At 73.1% G+C, this 14,849-nt stretch carries 15 protein-coding genes and 1 tRNA gene; 7 read left to right on the top strand and 9 right to left on the bottom strand.

All coding sequences use genetic code 11. The annotated features are described in order from the left end of the window. The first annotated feature begins 76 nt into the window (after positions 1 to 76). The 3 genes from cysS (at position 77) to ACZ8ZB_RS15455 (ending at position 4,327) form a co-directional block, all read left to right on the top strand. A complete protein-coding gene (gene cysS, locus ACZ8ZB_RS15465) occupies positions 77 to 1,477 on the top strand; it encodes a cysteine--tRNA ligase (protein ID WP_470738316.1) in 1,401 nt (466 codons plus the stop codon). A gap of 158 nt (positions 1,478 to 1,635) precedes the next feature. Next, positions 1,636 to 2,577: a 23S rRNA (guanosine(2251)-2'-O)-methyltransferase RlmB gene (gene rlmB / locus ACZ8ZB_RS15460; RefSeq protein WP_470738315.1), complete on the top strand. Its 942-nt coding sequence runs from the start codon at positions 1,636 to 1,638 to the stop codon at positions 2,575 to 2,577. A gap of 118 nt (positions 2,578 to 2,695) precedes the next feature. Then, positions 2,696 to 4,327, top strand: a complete 1,632-nt coding sequence (locus tag ACZ8ZB_RS15455; RefSeq protein ID WP_470738314.1) for a DoxX family protein — start codon at positions 2,696 to 2,698, stop codon at positions 4,325 to 4,327. 89 nt (positions 4,328 to 4,416) lie between these two features. Here ACZ8ZB_RS15455 and ACZ8ZB_RS15450 read toward each other — a convergent pair whose 3' ends face one another. The 5 genes from ACZ8ZB_RS15450 to ACZ8ZB_RS15430 all read right to left on the bottom strand — a co-directional run bounded on the left by ACZ8ZB_RS15450 (position 4,417) and on the right by ACZ8ZB_RS15430 (position 8,722). Further along, positions 4,417 to 4,821, bottom strand: a complete 405-nt coding sequence (locus tag ACZ8ZB_RS15450; protein WP_470738313.1) for a VOC family protein — start codon at positions 4,819 to 4,821, stop codon at positions 4,417 to 4,419. A gap of 99 nt (positions 4,822 to 4,920) precedes the next feature. Then, positions 4,921 to 5,652: a nucleotidyltransferase family protein gene (locus tag ACZ8ZB_RS15445; protein ID WP_470738312.1), complete on the bottom strand. Its 732-nt coding sequence runs from the start codon at positions 5,650 to 5,652 to the stop codon at positions 4,921 to 4,923. Between the two features lie 143 nt (positions 5,653 to 5,795). Continuing rightward, a complete protein-coding gene (locus ACZ8ZB_RS15440) occupies positions 5,796 to 6,239 on the bottom strand; it encodes a hypothetical protein (protein WP_470738311.1) in 444 nt (147 codons plus the stop codon). Between the two features lie 191 nt (positions 6,240 to 6,430). After that, positions 6,431 to 7,519, bottom strand: coding sequence for an ABC transporter ATP-binding protein (locus tag ACZ8ZB_RS15435; RefSeq protein ID WP_470738310.1), 1,089 nt, complete (start codon positions 7,517 to 7,519; stop codon positions 6,431 to 6,433). Between the two features lie 231 nt (positions 7,520 to 7,750). Next, positions 7,751 to 8,722, bottom strand: a complete 972-nt coding sequence (locus tag ACZ8ZB_RS15430) for a helix-turn-helix transcriptional regulator (RefSeq protein ID WP_470738309.1) — start codon at positions 8,720 to 8,722, stop codon at positions 7,751 to 7,753. A 91-nt stretch (positions 8,723 to 8,813) separates the two neighbouring features. Here ACZ8ZB_RS15430 and ACZ8ZB_RS15425 point away from each other — a divergent pair, with 91 nt between their 5' ends. Both ACZ8ZB_RS15425 and ACZ8ZB_RS15420 read left to right on the top strand, forming a co-directional pair. Then, positions 8,814 to 9,224 carry a DUF3224 domain-containing protein gene (locus tag ACZ8ZB_RS15425; RefSeq protein ID WP_470738308.1) on the top strand — a complete coding sequence of 137 codons (411 nt, stop codon included), beginning with the start codon at positions 8,814 to 8,816 and terminating at the stop codon, positions 9,222 to 9,224. A gap of 86 nt (positions 9,225 to 9,310) precedes the next feature. Further along, positions 9,311 to 9,387: transfer RNA gene (locus ACZ8ZB_RS15420), tRNA-Thr, on the top strand. 38 nt (positions 9,388 to 9,425) lie between these two features. Here the strand turns inward: ACZ8ZB_RS15420 and ACZ8ZB_RS15415 are convergent. Both ACZ8ZB_RS15415 and ACZ8ZB_RS15410 read right to left on the bottom strand, forming a co-directional pair. After that, positions 9,426 to 10,322, bottom strand: a complete 897-nt coding sequence (locus ACZ8ZB_RS15415; RefSeq protein WP_470738307.1) for an aminoglycoside phosphotransferase family protein — start codon at positions 10,320 to 10,322, stop codon at positions 9,426 to 9,428. A gap of 14 nt (positions 10,323 to 10,336) precedes the next feature. Beyond that, positions 10,337 to 11,311, bottom strand: a complete 975-nt coding sequence (locus ACZ8ZB_RS15410; protein WP_470738306.1) for a zinc-binding dehydrogenase — start codon at positions 11,309 to 11,311, stop codon at positions 10,337 to 10,339. Between the two features lie 178 nt (positions 11,312 to 11,489). Here ACZ8ZB_RS15410 and ACZ8ZB_RS15405 point away from each other — a divergent pair, with 178 nt between their 5' ends. After that, a complete protein-coding gene (locus ACZ8ZB_RS15405) occupies positions 11,490 to 12,167 on the top strand; it encodes a pentapeptide repeat-containing protein (protein WP_470738305.1) in 678 nt (225 codons plus the stop codon). Between the two features lie 4 nt (positions 12,168 to 12,171). Here the strand turns inward: ACZ8ZB_RS15405 and ACZ8ZB_RS15400 are convergent, their stop codons facing one another. Beyond that, a complete protein-coding gene (locus ACZ8ZB_RS15400) occupies positions 12,172 to 12,672 on the bottom strand; it encodes a hypothetical protein (RefSeq protein WP_470738304.1) in 501 nt (166 codons plus the stop codon). A 50-nt stretch (positions 12,673 to 12,722) separates the two neighbouring features. Here ACZ8ZB_RS15400 and ACZ8ZB_RS15395 point away from each other — a divergent pair, with 50 nt between their 5' ends. Next, positions 12,723 to 14,126, top strand: a complete 1,404-nt coding sequence (locus tag ACZ8ZB_RS15395) for a M1 family metallopeptidase (protein WP_470738303.1) — start codon at positions 12,723 to 12,725, stop codon at positions 14,124 to 14,126. 68 nt (positions 14,127 to 14,194) lie between these two features. Here ACZ8ZB_RS15395 and ACZ8ZB_RS15390 read toward each other — a convergent pair whose 3' ends face one another. Then, entirely contained in the window at positions 14,195 to 14,770 is a 576-nt protein-coding gene (locus tag ACZ8ZB_RS15390; protein ID WP_470738302.1) for a TerD family protein, read from the bottom strand. Between the last annotated feature and the right edge of the window lie 79 nt (positions 14,771 to 14,849).

Here is a 14,849-nt window from a genome sequence, read left to right as displayed (position 1 = left end):
CCGCGCCCGCCGTGACGGACGCCGTCGAAACAGCGAGCCGCACCGCGCACACCCCCGCGCCTACTACCCTGGTGCCGTGACTATTCGCCTGTACGACACCAGCGCCCGGCAGATCCGTGACTTCACCCCGCTCCGGCCGGGCTGCGTCTCGATCTACCTGTGTGGTGCCACCGTGCAGGCGGCACCCCACATCGGGCACATCCGCTCGGGCCTGAACTTCGACATCATGCGCCGCTGGTTCGAGTACCGCGGCCTGGAGGTGACGTTCGTCCGCAACGTCACCGACATCGACGACAAGATCATCGCCAAGTCCGCCGAACAGGGCCGCCCCTGGTGGTCCATCGGCTACGACAACGAGCGCGCCTTCACCGACGGCTACCGCGCCCTCGGCTGCCTGCCCCCGACCTACGAGCCGCGCGCCACCGGCCACATCACCGAGATGGTCGAGATGATGCGCGGCCTCATCGAGCGCGGGCACGCCTACGAGGCCGACGGCAACGTGTACTTCGCCGTCGCCTCGTTCCCCGAGTACCTGAGGCTGTCCAACCAGGAGCTCGACAACCTGCTCCAGCCGTCCGGCGAGGGCGAGACCGGCAAGCGGGACCCGCGCGACTTCGCGATGTGGAAGGCGGCCAAGCCCGGCGAGCCGAGCTGGGAGACGCCGTGGGGCCGCGGTCGTCCCGGCTGGCACCTGGAGTGCTCGGCGATGGCGCACAAGTACCTCGGCGGCGCCTTCGACATCCACGGCGGCGGCCTCGACCTGGTCTTCCCGCACCACGAGAACGAGATCGCCCAGGCCAAGGCCTACGGCGACGAGTTCGCCCGGTACTGGGTGCACAACGCCTGGGTCACCATGAGCGGCGAGAAGATGTCGAAGTCGCTCGGCAACTCGGTGCTGGTCAGCGAGATGGTCAAGCGCTGGCGGCCCATCGTGCTGCGCTACTACCTCGGCACCCCGCACTACCGGTCGATGATCGAGTACAGCGAGGAGGCCCTGCGCGAGGCCGAGTCCGCGTTCGCGCGGATCGAGGGCTTCGTGCAGCGCGTGGTGGAGAAGGCCGGGGGCGTCGTCGAACCCGCCGCCGAGGTGCCGCCCGCGTTCGCCGAGGCGATGGACGACGACCTGGGCGTCCCGCAGGCGCTCGCCGTCGTGCACACCACCGTCCGGCAGGGCAACAGCGCGCTGGCCGCCGACGACAAGGAGGAGGCCGTCGCGCGCCTCGCCGAGGTCCGCGCCATGCTCGGCGTGCTCGGCCTCGACCCGCTGGACCCGCACTGGGCCGGCGAGAGCGACCGCGGCGAGGACCTCCACGGCGTGGTCGACACCCTCGTCCGCATGGTCCTCGACCAGCGCGAGGCCGCCCGTGCCCGCAAGGACTGGCCCACCGCGGACGCCATCCGCGACCAGCTGGGCCAGTCCGGCCTGGTGATCGAGGACGGCCCGCAGGGGCCGCGCTGGAGCCTCGGCCCGCGTTGAGGGCCGGGCCCTGTCGACCCGGCGCCCGAAGATCGACTGTGCCGTCCGGGCCTCCGGGCGGCACACTTCACAGGTGGGCCGGCGCACAGGCGGACCGGCACGCTTCACCGACGTACACACATACGCACCACCCACGACTTCATGGAGACGGATACCTCATGGCCGCGAACAACCGCCGCATGTCCGGCAAGAAGGGCGCGCAGGTCGGCAGTGGCGGCCAGCGGCGCCGGGGCCTGGAAGGCAAGGGACCCACGCCGCCCGCCGAGATGCGCAAGGGCCACGCCAAGCAGCGCGCCGCCCAGGCGAAGGCGCGCCGCGCCACGGGCCGCACCACGCAGCGGCGCGGCGGGGGCCGCTCGACCTCCGAACTCGTCGTCGGCCGCAACCCGGTCGTCGAGGCGCTGCGCGAGGGCGTGCCCGCCTCCACGCTGTACGTCCAGCAGTTCATCGACAACGACGAGCGGGTGCGCGAGGCGCTCCAGCTCGCGGCCGAGCGCGGCGGGATCAACCTCATGGAGGCCCCCCGCCCCGAACTCGACCGCATGACCAACGGGCTGAACCACCAGGGCCTGGTCCTCCAGGTCCCGCCGTACGAGTACGCGCACCCCGAGGACCTCGTCGCGAACGCCCACGACGAGGGGCAGGAGCCGCTGATCGTCGCCCTCGACGGGGTCACCGACCCGCGCAACCTCGGCGCCGTCGTCCGGTCCGTCTCCGCGTTCGGCGGCCACGGCGTCGTCGTGCCCGAGCGGCGCGCCGCCGGGATGACCGCCGGCGCCTGGAAGACGTCCGCGGGCACGGCCGCCCGTACGCCCGTCGCCCGCGCCACCAATCTGACGCGCGCGCTGGAGGCGTACAAGAAGGCCGGCATCACGGTCGTCGGCCTGGCCGCCGACGGGGAGGCCGAGCTCGGCGACCTGGAGGCGCTGAGCGGACCGGTCGTCGTCGTCGTCGGAAGCGAGGGCAAGGGACTCTCCCGACTGGTCGGCGAGACCTGCGACTTCCGGGTGCGGATCCCCATGCCGGGCGGCGCGGAGTCCCTCAACGCCGGCGTGGCGGCGGGGATCGTGCTGTACGAGGCGGCGCGCCGACGGGGCTGAACGGGTGTTCGGCGGGGTCACCCGCACGGGGTGTTCCGGGTGGTCCGGGCAGGCTTGACGCGGTCCGGACACTTCCGGCGGGTCAAGGCAGTGTCCTAACGCCGTGTCACTCGGTTAGATGAGTGTGGACACCAGAACACCCCGCACACCCACGGGGGACCGCTCGTCGGGACTCGACGACGCTCCCGCGCTGAGCATGGTGAAGGTGCCGAGCGATCCGGCGCAGGTCATCGTCAATCACGCCAGCTTCCGCGTGCAGCTGGGCGCCTCGGCGCGGCGCACCCCTTCGCCGCGGATCGCACGGCACATCGGCGCCGCCGAGGACACCGCCCGCATCCCCGTCGTCACCACCGTGGGCATGCCGGGCCAGAGCGGCGCCCGCCGCCGGCCCGTCGTCTGGAGCGGCCGGTCCGCCCCCGACGACACCGGCGCCCACCGACTGCTCCAGGCCGTACGGCACGAAGGCGTCCGCCCCGCCGACGAGTCGCTCACCGACGCCGGGGCCACCCGGGTCGTCCCGCGCGTCGGCGCCGGGTACGCCCCCGCCGACGACCCGGACACCCAGCCCCTCGAGACCCCGTTCGTCGGCGCCCAGCGCCGCCCCGCCGACGGGCCCCTGCTGCCCCCGATGCGCACGGTCGGCAGCGTCTACGACGAACCCGCCTACGCCGACGGACCCGCCTACGACGACGAGCCCGAGGACACCGGCCGGCACGCCAGGCGGCACGGCGACGACCCGGCCCGGCACGCCTACTACCCCGGGCGCCGGATGAACCTCGGCGTCGTCCTGCTCCCGCTGCGCGTCTTCCTCGGCGGCATCTCCGTGTACGCCGGAATGAGCAAGCTGTGCGACCCCCTCTACTTCGAGGGCGGAAAGCGCGGCTCCATGGTCAAGTGGCTGCACACCCTGCATCCCTGGGAAGTCGCCGAACCGCTGCGCCAGTTCGCCCTCGAACACCCCATCGGCTCCGGACTGGCCATCGCCTTCGCGCAGATCGTCGTCGGCGTCCTGACCGCCCTCGGCTGCTGGCAGCGCCTGGCCGCCGTCGTCGGGGCGACGCTCTCGGCGGCCCTGCTGGTCACCGTCAGCTGGAAGAGCGTCCCCGCCTACGAGGCCCCCGACATCATCTACCTCGCCGCCTGGTCGCCGCTGATCATCGCGGGCGCCCCCGTCTACTCCGTCGACGGCCGCCTCGCGGCCAGGGCCTGGCGCCGGCTCGGCCCGCGCGCCGACCTGTGGGACCTGCGCCGGTACGTGCTGCGCCGCGGCGCCCTGGTCACCTTCGTGGTCTGCGGGTTCAGCATGCTCGTCGGCTCGCTGCTCGGCGGTGCCGTACGGGACGCCGACCGCGTGGTCGTCCCCGGGCCCGGCGAGGCCCCGCGCAACGAGCTTCCCGGCTCCCCGCTGCCGGAGGAGCCAGGCGAGCGCCGGAAGGAGAAGCGGACCCCCACCGCCCCCACCCCGCCCACCCGGGAAGCCGCTTCGGAGGCGGCGAGCCCGTCCGTCGGTGCCACCACCCCCGGTGCGACCCAGGGCGCCGGCGCGACCACCGGCGCGCCCAGCCAGACCCAGGGCAGCGTCGGCCAGGCACCGCCCCAGCAGTCCTCCCCGGTCGGCCAGGCGCCGAGCACCAGCTCCGGTCCGACCTCGGGCGGCGCCGGCGCCTCCGGCGGCAGCGGCACACCGAGCGGCGGCAGCGGCGGCTCCTCCTCCGGGAAACCCGGCCTTGTGGGCGGCCTCCTGGGATAGGACGGCCCCCCGCGTACGACGGTGGGGTCCCGCACATCGTCCGTGCGGGACCCCACTGCCGTCGGGCGGCGGCTACGGCCGGCCGGCCGTCACGCCCCGCTCGCCCGGCCGCGCTGGCGCAGCGCGATCCGGTTGCCGTCCGGATCCACGGCCTCGATGCGCACCCCGAACGGGTAGTCCTCCGGCTCGGGCCGGTCGAACGTCACACCGCGCTCGCGCCACACCGCGAAGTCCTTCCGCAGATCGTCCGACTCGAGGAAGACCGAACCGAGGACCCTGCCGCCCGGCTCCCTCTCGGCCGGCCGCCCCGCGGCCGCCGCGTACGGCCACAGGATGAACTCCAGAGCACTGCCGGGAACGCCCACCGTGAGGAAGCGTCCCTCGGGGCCCGGATGGTCGACGCGCTTCTCCAGACCCAGCTGCTCCGTGTAGAACCTCAGGGACCGGTCCTGGTCGGTCACGTTGATCGTCACGTACATGACGTCGGTCAGCATCGTGCGGTCCTTCCTTCCACTCGTCCGGCGCGGCGGTGCCGCCGCGTCATGTCACTGACGGACGGCGGCCGGACGATGTGACGGGAGGAAGGAGGAGCGTCAACGGCCCTGCGCCGCCAGCTCCTTGGCCGCCTCGGTCAGGTCCTTCGCGGTGTCGATCGCGCGCCAGTAGGAACCCTGGGGGATCGGGAAACCGGCCAGCCGCCGTTCGCGCGCGAGGTGCGGGAACGTGGTGCGCTCGTGGTCGCCGCGCTCCGGGAGCAGGTCGGCGAACTCGGGGGAGAAGACGTACACGCCCGCGTTGATCTCGAAGGTCGACGGCGGGGCCTCGATGAAGTCGGTGATGTGACCGAAGCCGTCCGTGCGCACCGCCCCCCACGGGATGCGCGGTCGGGCCAGGGCGAGGGTCGCGACGGCGTCCCGCTCGGTGTGGAAGTCGGCCATGTCGCGCAGCGAGAAACGGGTCCAGATGTCGCCGTTGGTGGCGTACCAGGGCCGGTCCGGGTGCGGGAGGCGGGCGGCGGCGTACCTCAGGCCGCCGCCGCGGCCGAGGGGCTCCGTCTCGACGACGGTGGTGACCGAGAGGGGCAGGTCGGCGGTGTCCAGCCACTCCTGCAGGACCTCGGCGAGGTGACCGCAGGAGACCACCGCGTCCGTCACGCCCTCCTCGGCGAGCCAGGAGAGCTGGTGGCCGATGATCGGGGTTCCCGTGCCGGGGATCTCGACCATCGGCTTGGGGCGGTCGTCGGTGTACGGACGAAGCCGGGATCCCTGGCCTCCGGCCAGGACCACGGCTTGTACGGGGCGGGCGACGGCACGCGGATCGGTCATGCCCGCACTTTACGCGGCGCCCGCGGGGCGGCCGGCGTGGGTGTGGGCCGGGGTGTTCGCGCGGCCCGACGCCTGCGGGGTGCCTCCCAGGCCCTTGAGGCACCGGGGGAGGCACGACTCCCGCGCCGGCGAAGGGGGCGGGGTCAGCTGTCGGCTGTGGTGACTCCTGAGGCGAAGGAGGTGTCGCAGACCGGGCGGGCGTAGGACTGGGCCTTGGTGGGGCCGTAGACGCGGACCGCCGCCTTGCCGAGGGCGCGGGCGATGGACGCGCAGTGCTTCGCCAGCGACGGGCGGTCGTTCACGGCCTGCTGGAGGTGGGTGAGCGCCACACCCGGGTTCTCCTCCTGCAGTTCGACCAGCAGCCTGTCCCGCAGCACGTGCTGCGGCGCCCGGGCGTCGGCGCGGGAGGACGCGCCGGAGGCGACGGTGAGCACGGGGCTCGAGGAGGTCCCCGACCAGTTGACCTGCGCGACCGCGAGCGTCCCGGAGAACACCAGGACGACGGGCAGGACGAAGGCGAGGGAACGGCCGATCCGGCGGGCGGGGCCCTGGCCGCGACGCGTCTGACGGTTAGTGGAGTGCTTCACGCGAGTGAGGGTAGCGCCCGGTAGCGGAAAGAAAACATTCCGTCACCGTTACGGGGGACGCGGAACCCGCAACTCCGGGCGGCGTGTTGACGTACGCCGCTCGAAATGACCGGTGTGCCGGGGTATTTGTCGACAACGCGAAGGGCCCCGCAGCGACCTGCGGGGCCCTTCCGCGCGACAGCGCGACAGCGTCAGTCGGACAGGCGCGCACCGGTCGACGTCGAGAACACGTGGGTCTCGCCCCCGCGCGGCACGACGTGCAGCACGCTGCCCTTCTCCGGGACGTCACGGCCGCCGACGCGGACGACGATGTCCTTGGCCTCGCCGCTGATCTGGGCGGTGCCGTAGACGAACGCGTCGGAGCCCAGCTCCTCGACGACGTTGACGGTGACGGCGACACCCTGGTCGGAGTCGGCGCCGGCCACGTCGAAGTGCTCGGGGCGGACGCCCACGGTGACGGTCTTGTCGCTGGTCGCGGAGAGCGCGTCGCGCTGCACCGGCACCACCGAGTTGCCGAACTTCACACCGCCGTCGGTGACCGGGACCTCGACCAGGTTCATGGCCGGGGAGCCGATGAAGCCGGCGACGAAGAGGTTCGCGGGCTTGTCGTACATGTTGCGCGGGGAGTCGACCTGCTGGAGCAGACCGTCCTTGAGGACCGCGACGCGGTCGCCCATGGTGAGGGCCTCGACCTGGTCGTGGGTGACGTAGACGGTGGTGATGCCCAGGCGGCGCTGGAGCGACGCGATCTGCGTACGGGTGGACACACGGAGCTTGGCGTCCAGGTTGGACAGCGGCTCGTCCATGAGGAACACCTGCGGCTCACGCACGATGGCCCGGCCCATCGCGACACGCTGGCGCTGACCGCCGGAGAGCGCCTTCGGCTTGCGGTCCAGGTATTCGGTGAGGTCGAGGATCTTCGCGGCCTCCTCGACCTTCTGCCGGATCTCCGTCTTGTTGACGCCGGCGATCTTGAGCGCGAAGCCCATGTTGTCGGCGACCGTCATGTGCGGGTAGAGCGCGTAGTTCTGGAACACCATGGCGATGTCCCGGTCCTTCGGCGGCAGGTGCGTGACGTCGCGGTCGCCGATGCGGATGGCGCCGCCGTTGACGTCCTCGAGCCCCGCGAGCATGCGGAGCGAGGTGGACTTGCCGCAACCGGACGGGCCGACCAGGACGAGGAACTCGCCGTCCGCGATGTCGATCTCCAGGGCGTCGACGGCGGGCTTGGTGGAACCGGGGTAGATCCGGGTCGCCTTGTCGAACGTGACAGTGGCCATGGTGAATGGTCCCCTTCTACCGGCAGGAACGTGCCGGACGATCCGAGTAGGAAGGCGGTGCCACGACGGGTGTTCCGTTGTGGTGTGGTCCACATGGGTGAACTGGCACAGGACGGTACCGGGCGTTCATCTGCTTGTCAGTAGTTCCAGGGCTGTGAATTTCACGGAAACTTTCGGCCGCCGGGATGACGGCCCGGTTGCGCGGGGATCACCGGCCGGCCGAGCGGGGGATCACCGCCCGGCCGCGTACCGGTCCGCCAGCACCCGCACCGCCGTCGCGACCGCCTCCCGCAGCCCCGCGGGACCGAGCACCTCGGCCTCGACGCCGAGCCGCAGCAGGTCACCGGTCGCGACCGCCTCCGACTCGACGGCCAGCTCCACCTCCACCCAGCCCCGCCCGTCCGCCGGCCCCGCGTCCGCGAGCGCCCGCACCCCCGCCGCCCCGAACTGCATCGGCAGCAGCTTCTGCCCGCGCGGTGACAGCCGCAGCCGGGCCGTGCCCTGCCGCGTCGCCTCCTCCAGCCGCCGGGAGGACTCCGTCCAGTACGCGGCCAGGTCGAAGCCCGCGGGCCGGGCGAACCCCTCGCCGGTCTCCGCCACCGCCCGGAACCGCGACACCCGGTAGGTGCGCACCGCGTCCTCCGCCAGCGCCACCAGGTACCAGATGCCGCCCTTCAGCACGAGCCCCAGCGGACGCACCTCCCGGTGCACCTCGCCGCGCCAGCGCCGGTAGTGGGTCCGGAGCACCCTGCGCTCCCACACCGCCCGCGCGATCGGCTCCAGGTACGGCACGGGGTCGGCGTCCCGGAACCAGGCCGGCGCGTCCAGGTGGAACCGTTCGCGCACCCGCCGCGCCTGCTCCGCCAGTTCGTCCGGCAGGGCGGCCTCCATCTTCAGCTGGGCGCTCGCCAGTACGGCGCCGAGCCCCAGGTCCCTGGCCGGTCCCGGCAGTCCCGCGAGGACCAGCGAACCGGCCTCCGCGTCCGTCAGCCCGGTGAGCCGCGTGCGGTAACCCTCCATCAGGCGGTAGCCGCCCTCCGGCCCGCGTTCGGCCCGCACCGGCACCCCGGAGGCGCCGAGCGCCTCGATGTCCCGGTACACGGTGCGGACCGACACCTCCAGCTCGGACGCCAGCTCGGGGGCGGTCATCCGGCCGCGGTTCTGCAGCAGCAGGAGCAGGGAGAGAAGGCGGTCGGCGCGCACGGGAACCATTGTCCCGCCGTACCTGACAGAAGGTGTCAGGTACGGCGGGAAGAGTGGGGCGCTCCGTCAACCACCCCGGAAGGGAACACCCGTGCCCACCACCGAGACCACCGGCCACTTCACCTTCGCCGACTGGAAGGAGAGCGCCGTCACCGGCGAGGACAGCCTTCCCCGGCTGGCGCACGCCACGGTCGCCAACGCCTTCTCGGGCGGCATCGAGGCCGAGGCCACCACCTGCGACTACGCGATCACCTATCTGACCGGCGGAACCGGCGCCTTCACCGGGATGGAGCTCGTCGTCGGCCGGGTCGACGGCCGCGCCGGCACCTTCGTCCTGGAGGAGCGCGGCCGCTTCGAGGACGACGGCACCCTCCACTGCGCCTTCGAGGTCGTCGAGGGCTCGGGCACCGGGGAGCTGACCGGCCTGCGCGGCACGGGCGGGTTCACCTACCGGCACGGGGAGACGAAGGTGGCGTACACCTTCGAGTACGGTCTGGAGTGAGCGGGCGGGGCCCGTCCCCACAAGTGCGTGGCTCGGCGAAACCGGCTCTGTGTACAGTGGACCAGCCTTCGCGCGCGCCGCGCGGCGCCTCCTTAGCTCAGTTGGCCAGAGCAACGCACTTGTAATGCGTAGGTCGTCGGTTCGAATCCGACAGGGGGCTCCACTCCGTCCCGGGCCGGACCGCATCCGGCCCGGGACTCCTCATGCCGTACGGCCGCGCAGGCGGCGCGCGATCTCCAGGTCCGCCTCGTCCAGGGGGCGGCCGTCCCCGATCTCCCACAGGCAGTTCTGCAGCACCCGGCCGTACGTCCACGCGCGCGCACGCGCGCGGTCCAGGGCGAGGACGTCGGTCATGGCGTCGAAGCGCCAGACGACGTCGGCGGCGTCGAAGTTGTTGGCGAGGGCGGGCCAGAGGTCGAAGCCGGGGTCGCCGGCGAGCGGCTTGGGGTCGATGGCGAGCCAGGGGGCGCGGTCCGCGGCGAGGACGTTCTCGTCGTGCAGGTCCCAGTGGAGCAGGCGGTCGCCGGGCTCGTCGGCGACCTCGCGCACGGCGGCGGCGCAGTCGGCGACGAGGCGGCGGACGGCCGGGTCCGGGATGCGGTCCAGGGCCGCGGGGGTCCGCTCCAGCATGGACGCGGCGATGTCGCCGAGGCGGCGCATGCCGTCGGGGGCCGGGGTGGTGTGCAGGTGGGCGAGGAGGCGGGCGATCACCAGGACGCCCTCGTGCGCGTCGGGCCGGTGGGCGAGCATCCGGGAGGCGTCGAGGCGTTCCAGGAGCATGGTGCCGGTGGGTTCGTCGTGGTCGAGCAGGCGGACCGCGCCGTCGCCGTTCCACAGGCGCAGGGCGACCGGTTCGCCCTCGCTCTCGTGGTCGCGCATCTGGAGCTTGAGCACCGCGGGGGTGCCGTCCGCGCGGTCGACGGGGAGGACCAGGGCGCTCACGCCGTGCATGGGCGCCCCGGTGACGCGCAGGTTCCAGCGGCGCAGGAAGGCGGCGGCGAGGCCGGGGAGGGCGGCGACGAAGGCGCGGCCCGCCTCCTTGTTGTACTTCTCCTGGGTGGCGGCGAGTTCCGCGGGGACGTCGATCACTCCGTGCACGGTAGTGGCGCCCGCTACGGCTCCAGAACGACTTTTCCGGTCGTGCCCCTGTTCTCCAGGGCCCGGTGGGCGGCGGCGGCCTCGGCGAGGGGGAAGCGGTGCACGGCGGGGGTGAGTCTGCCCTCGCCGGCTTCCGCGAGGGCGCGCAGTTCGAGGGTGCGGACCGGGTCGGGTCCGCCCGCCCTGCGCATCATCTCGGGGCCGAGGACGTTGAGGGAGCGGCCCTCGACGAGGTAGGGGCGGTCGCCGGCGATGCCCTGGGACGACCAGCCGAACACGATGTGGCGGCCGTCGGGGGCGAGGAGGGCGACCGCCGCGCGGGCGACGTCCCCGCCCACGCCGTCGTACACCACGGTGACCCTGCCCCGGTGGGCGTCGAGCCGTTCGGGCCAGTCGGGGGCCGTGTAGTCGACGGCGAGGTCGGCGCCGCCGGCCGCCACCCGGGCGGTCTTCGCGGGGCCGCCGGCCAGGCCGACGACGGTGGCGCCCGCGTTCTTGGCGTACTGCACGAGGAGGGTGCCGATGCCGCCCGCCGCCGCCGGGACGAGGACCACGTCCTCGGGGCCCGGCTCGGCGAACTGCACGATCCCCATCGCCGTACGGCCCGTGCCGATCATGGCGACGGCCTCGGCGAAGTCGAGGCGTCCGGGGATCTCGTGGAGCCGTCCGGCGTCGGTGACGGCCAGTTCCGCGTAGCCGCCGGGGACGAAGCCGAGGTGGGCGACCACGCGGCGGCCGAGCAGGTCCTCGGGGGCGCCCTCGCCGAGCGCGTCGACCACTCCGGCGATCTCGCGGCCGGGGACGGTCGGCAGGGCGGCCGGAGCCGGGCCGGGGCCCCGCGCGCCTTCGCGCAGGGCCGTGTCGAGGAGGTGGACGCCGGCCGCGCGGACGGCGACGCGGACCTGTCCGGGGCCCGGCCGGGGATCCTCGACCTCTTCGTAGGCGAGGTTCTCGGCCGGTCCGAAGGCGTGCAGGCGGACGGCGTGCATGTGGGATCCCCCAGGAGTCGGGTCGTGTGCCGCTACGGCCCCCACTCTTCGACCTCGAGCACGCTTGAGGTCAAGCGTGTTCCGGTCGGCCGAGGGCGGGAGAGGGCGCGGGAATGCGATGTGTGCGGTGTTTCCGCAGGCCGGGCGGGATGTCAGTGGTGGGGTGCAGCATGGGGCCATGGCGAGGAGAGCGGTGGGCGGTACGGGAGTGAAGGCGGCGCGCCGCCCGGAGTTGCGGTTGCCCGCGTTGGAGCGGTACGAGGGGGGTGGGCTGGAGCCGGACGGGGACTACGACGGGGTGGAGTTCCGGGAGGCCGACCTCACCGGTCAGGACGGCGGCGGGGCGCGCTTCATGGACTGCGCGCTGACGGGGTGCGCGCTGGACGGCACGCGGCTGTCCCGGGCGCGGGTGCTGGACTCGGTGCTGGCCGGTGTGCGGGGTGTGGGCACCGACCTGGCCGAGGCGACCCTGCGCGACGTCGAGCTGACCGATGCGCGGCTCGGGGGGACGCAGTTGCACGGGGCGGCGCTGGAGCGGGTGCTGATCCGGGGCGGGAAGATCGACTTCCTGAATCTGCGCTCGGCCCGGCTCAAGGACGTGGTCTTCGAGGGCTGTGTCCTGGTGGAGCCGGACTTCGGCGGCGCCCGGCTGGAACGGGTGGAGTTCGTGGACTGCGCCCTGAAGGACGCGGACCTCTCGGGGGCCACGCTGAAGGACGTGGACCTGCGCGGGACCGCGCCGCTGGAGATCGCGCGGGGGGTGGACCGCCTGTCGGGGGCGGTGATCAGCACGGCCCAGCTGCTGGACCTGGCGCCGGTGCTGGCGGGGGAGATGGGGATCAGGGTGGAGGGATGAGGGGCTACTGCACGCGGGGGTAGCGGGCCTGGAGGGTCCAGACGGCCGGGTTCTCGCCGAGGTCCTCGTGGAGGTCGGTCAGGTCGGCGAGGAGGTCGTGGAGGAAGTCGCGGGCCTCGCGGCGGAGTTCGGCGTGGGAGAAGGTCAGCGGGGGTTCGGAGGCGGGCAGCCACTCCGCTTCGATGTCCACCCAGCCGAAGCGGCGTTCGAAGAGCAGGCGGTCGGTGGACTCGGTGAAGTCCAGCTCCGCGTGCTGGGGGCGGGAGGCGCGGGAGCCGGCCGGGTCCCGGTCGACGAGTTCCACGATGTCGCACAGCGCCCACGCGAAGTCGAGCACCGGTACCCACCCCCAGGCCGTGGACAGCTCGCGGTCCGACGTCGTGTCGGCGAGGTAGACGTCTCCGCAGAAGAGGTCGTGCCGCAGGGCGTGGACGTCCGCGCGGCGGTAGTCGGTCTGCGGGGGGTCGGGGAAGCGGTTGGAGAGGGCGTAGCCGATGTCGAGCACGAGGGTGATGGTGCCACGTCGTGGCGCACCGTCCCTCATAGGATCCTGGGGTGTGCCCCCACCGCCCCGGCTCCCACCGCGCCCTCGCCGCCCTGCTCGTGGTGTCGGCGGTCGCCTGCGGGGGTGGTCCGGGGGCGCCGGCCGGCGGTTCCGGCGCGGGTGATCCGTACTTCCCGAAGGCCGGCAACGGCGGTTACGACGTCCGCCACTACGCCCTCGGCCTCGCCTACGACCCCCGCGCGCACCGTCTCACCGGCACCGCGACGATCACCGCACGGGCGACGGGTCGCCTCTCCGCGCTGAACCTCGACCTCGAGGGCCTCGACGTCGAGGAGGTCACCGTCGACGGCGTGACCGCCCGCTGGAGCCGGGCGGGGCAGGAGCTGACCGTCCGCCCGCGCGAGGCGGTGGACGGCGCCTTCCGGGTGACCGTCCGCTACGGCGGCGCCCCGCCGACCCTCACCGACCCGGACGGCTCCGAGGAGGGCTGGCTGCGCACCGCCGACGGGGCGCTGGCGCTGGGGCAGCCGGTGGGGTCGGCGGCGTGGTTCCCGGGCAACCACCACCCCTCCGACAAGGCGACGTACGACCTCGCGGTGACGGTGCCGGAGGAGTTGCGGGTGGTGTCCAACGGGGAGCCGGCCGGTGAGGAGCGGAAGGGGAGCCGTACGACGTACCGCTGGCGCACCGGGGAGCCGATGGCGAGTTACCTCGCGACGCTGGCCATCGGCAGGTACGAGGTCCGCCGCACGGCGACCGCCGGAGGGCTGCCCGTGTACACGGCCGTCGATCCGGAGCAGGCGGAGGCGAGCCGTGCGGTCCTTGCGCGGCTCCCCGAGGTGCTGGCATGGGCGGAGCGGACCTTCGGCCCCTACCCCTTCTCCTCCGCGGGCGCGATCGTCGAGCGCCCCGGGGACGCCGGATACGCCCTGGAGACCCAGAACCGTCCGGTCTTCCCCGGCGCCCCCGACACCGCGCTGCTGGTCCACGAGATCGCCCACCAGTGGTACGGCGACTCGGTCACCCCGAAGACCTGGCGGGACATGTGGCTCAACGAGGGCTTCGCGACCTACGCGCAGTGGCTGTGGCAGGAGGACCACGGTGGTGACACGGCACAGCGGACGTTCGACTCGCTGTACGCCGGCGGGTACTTCCCGGACGCGGGGACCGACGAGGCGCTCTGGTCCTTCCCGCCCGCCGAGCCGCCGGACGCGGCGCGCATCTCCGCCACTCCCGTGTACTGGCGCGGTGCGATGGTCCTGCACAAGGTCCGGCAGACGGTCGGCGACGACGCCTTCCGGGCCCTGCTCAGGGGCTGGGCCCGGGAGCACCGCCACGGCAACGCGGACACCGGCGACTTCACGTCGTACGTGGAGGAGTCGGCTCCGGACAAGGACTTCGCCGGGATCTGGGAGGACTGGCTGTACGGGGCGGGACGGCCGGAGCGGCCCTGAGCGTACGTGGGAGCCCCGGCCGGGCGGGACGCCGGGCCGGGGGCTCCGATACGGAAGCGGGGCGTCCGTCAGACGTTGACGCCGAAGTCCTGGGCGATGCCCACGAGGCCCGAGGCGTAGCCCTGGCCGACCGCGCGGAACTTCCACTCCGCGCCGTTGCGGTAGAGCTCGCCGAAGACCATGGCGGTCTCGGTGGCCGCGTCCTCCGACAGGTCGTAGCGGGCGATCTCGGCGCCGCCGGCCTGGTTGATGATGCGGATGTAGGCGTTGCGCACCTGGCCGAAGTTCTGGCTGCGGTTCTCGGCGTCGTAGATCGACACCGGGAAGACGATCTTGTCGATGTCGGCCGGGAGCGCGGCGAGGTCGACGTTGATCGCCTCGTCGTCGCCGGCGCCCTCGCCGGTGCGGTTGTCACCGGTGTGGACGATGGAGTTGTCCGGGGTCTGCTTGTTGTTGAAGAACACGAAGTGGGCGTCCGAGTAGACCTTGCCCTGCGTGTTGACCGCGATCGCCGAGGCGTCGAGGTCGAAGTCCGTGCCGGTGGTGGTGCGGACGTCCCAGCCGAGGCCCACGGTGACGGCGGTCAGGCCCGGAGCCTCCTTGGTGAGCGAGACGTTGCCACCCTTGGACAGGCTTACAGCCATTGTTGGGAGTCCCTTCCCTCGTGTACGTACGGCTAGAAGCTACAGCTACCACCTTGAACGTGGAGAGGGGTGCGAGAGG

Source organism: Streptomyces sp. 12E, assembly GCF_055633275.1.
The sequence above is the reverse complement of the archived record's forward strand: the minus strand, read 5'-3'. Positions and strand labels throughout refer to the sequence as shown.

Excerpts from the sequence above, each read along its gene's own strand:
- rlmB (WP_470738315.1), top strand. The coding sequence starts at position 1,636 with ATGGCCGCGAACAACCGCCGCATGTCCGGCAAGAAGGGCGCGCAGGTC.
- ACZ8ZB_RS15455 (WP_470738314.1), top strand. The coding sequence starts at position 2,696 with ATGAGTGTGGACACCAGAACACCCCGCACACCCACGGGGGACCGCTCG.
- ACZ8ZB_RS15450 (WP_470738313.1), bottom strand. The coding sequence starts at position 4,821 with ATGCTGACCGACGTCATGTACGTGACGATCAACGTGACCGACCAGGAC.
- ACZ8ZB_RS15445 (WP_470738312.1), bottom strand. The coding sequence starts at position 5,652 with ATGACCGATCCGCGTGCCGTCGCCCGCCCCGTACAAGCCGTGGTCCTG.
- ACZ8ZB_RS15435 (WP_470738310.1), bottom strand. The coding sequence starts at position 7,519 with ATGGCCACTGTCACGTTCGACAAGGCGACCCGGATCTACCCCGGTTCC.
- ACZ8ZB_RS15410 (WP_470738306.1), bottom strand. The coding sequence starts at position 11,311 with ATGCACGCCGTCCGCCTGCACGCCTTCGGACCGGCCGAGAACCTCGCC.
- ACZ8ZB_RS15405 (WP_470738305.1), top strand. The coding sequence starts at position 11,490 with ATGGCGAGGAGAGCGGTGGGCGGTACGGGAGTGAAGGCGGCGCGCCGC.
- ACZ8ZB_RS15390 (WP_470738302.1), bottom strand. The coding sequence starts at position 14,770 with ATGGCTGTAAGCCTGTCCAAGGGTGGCAACGTCTCGCTCACCAAGGAG.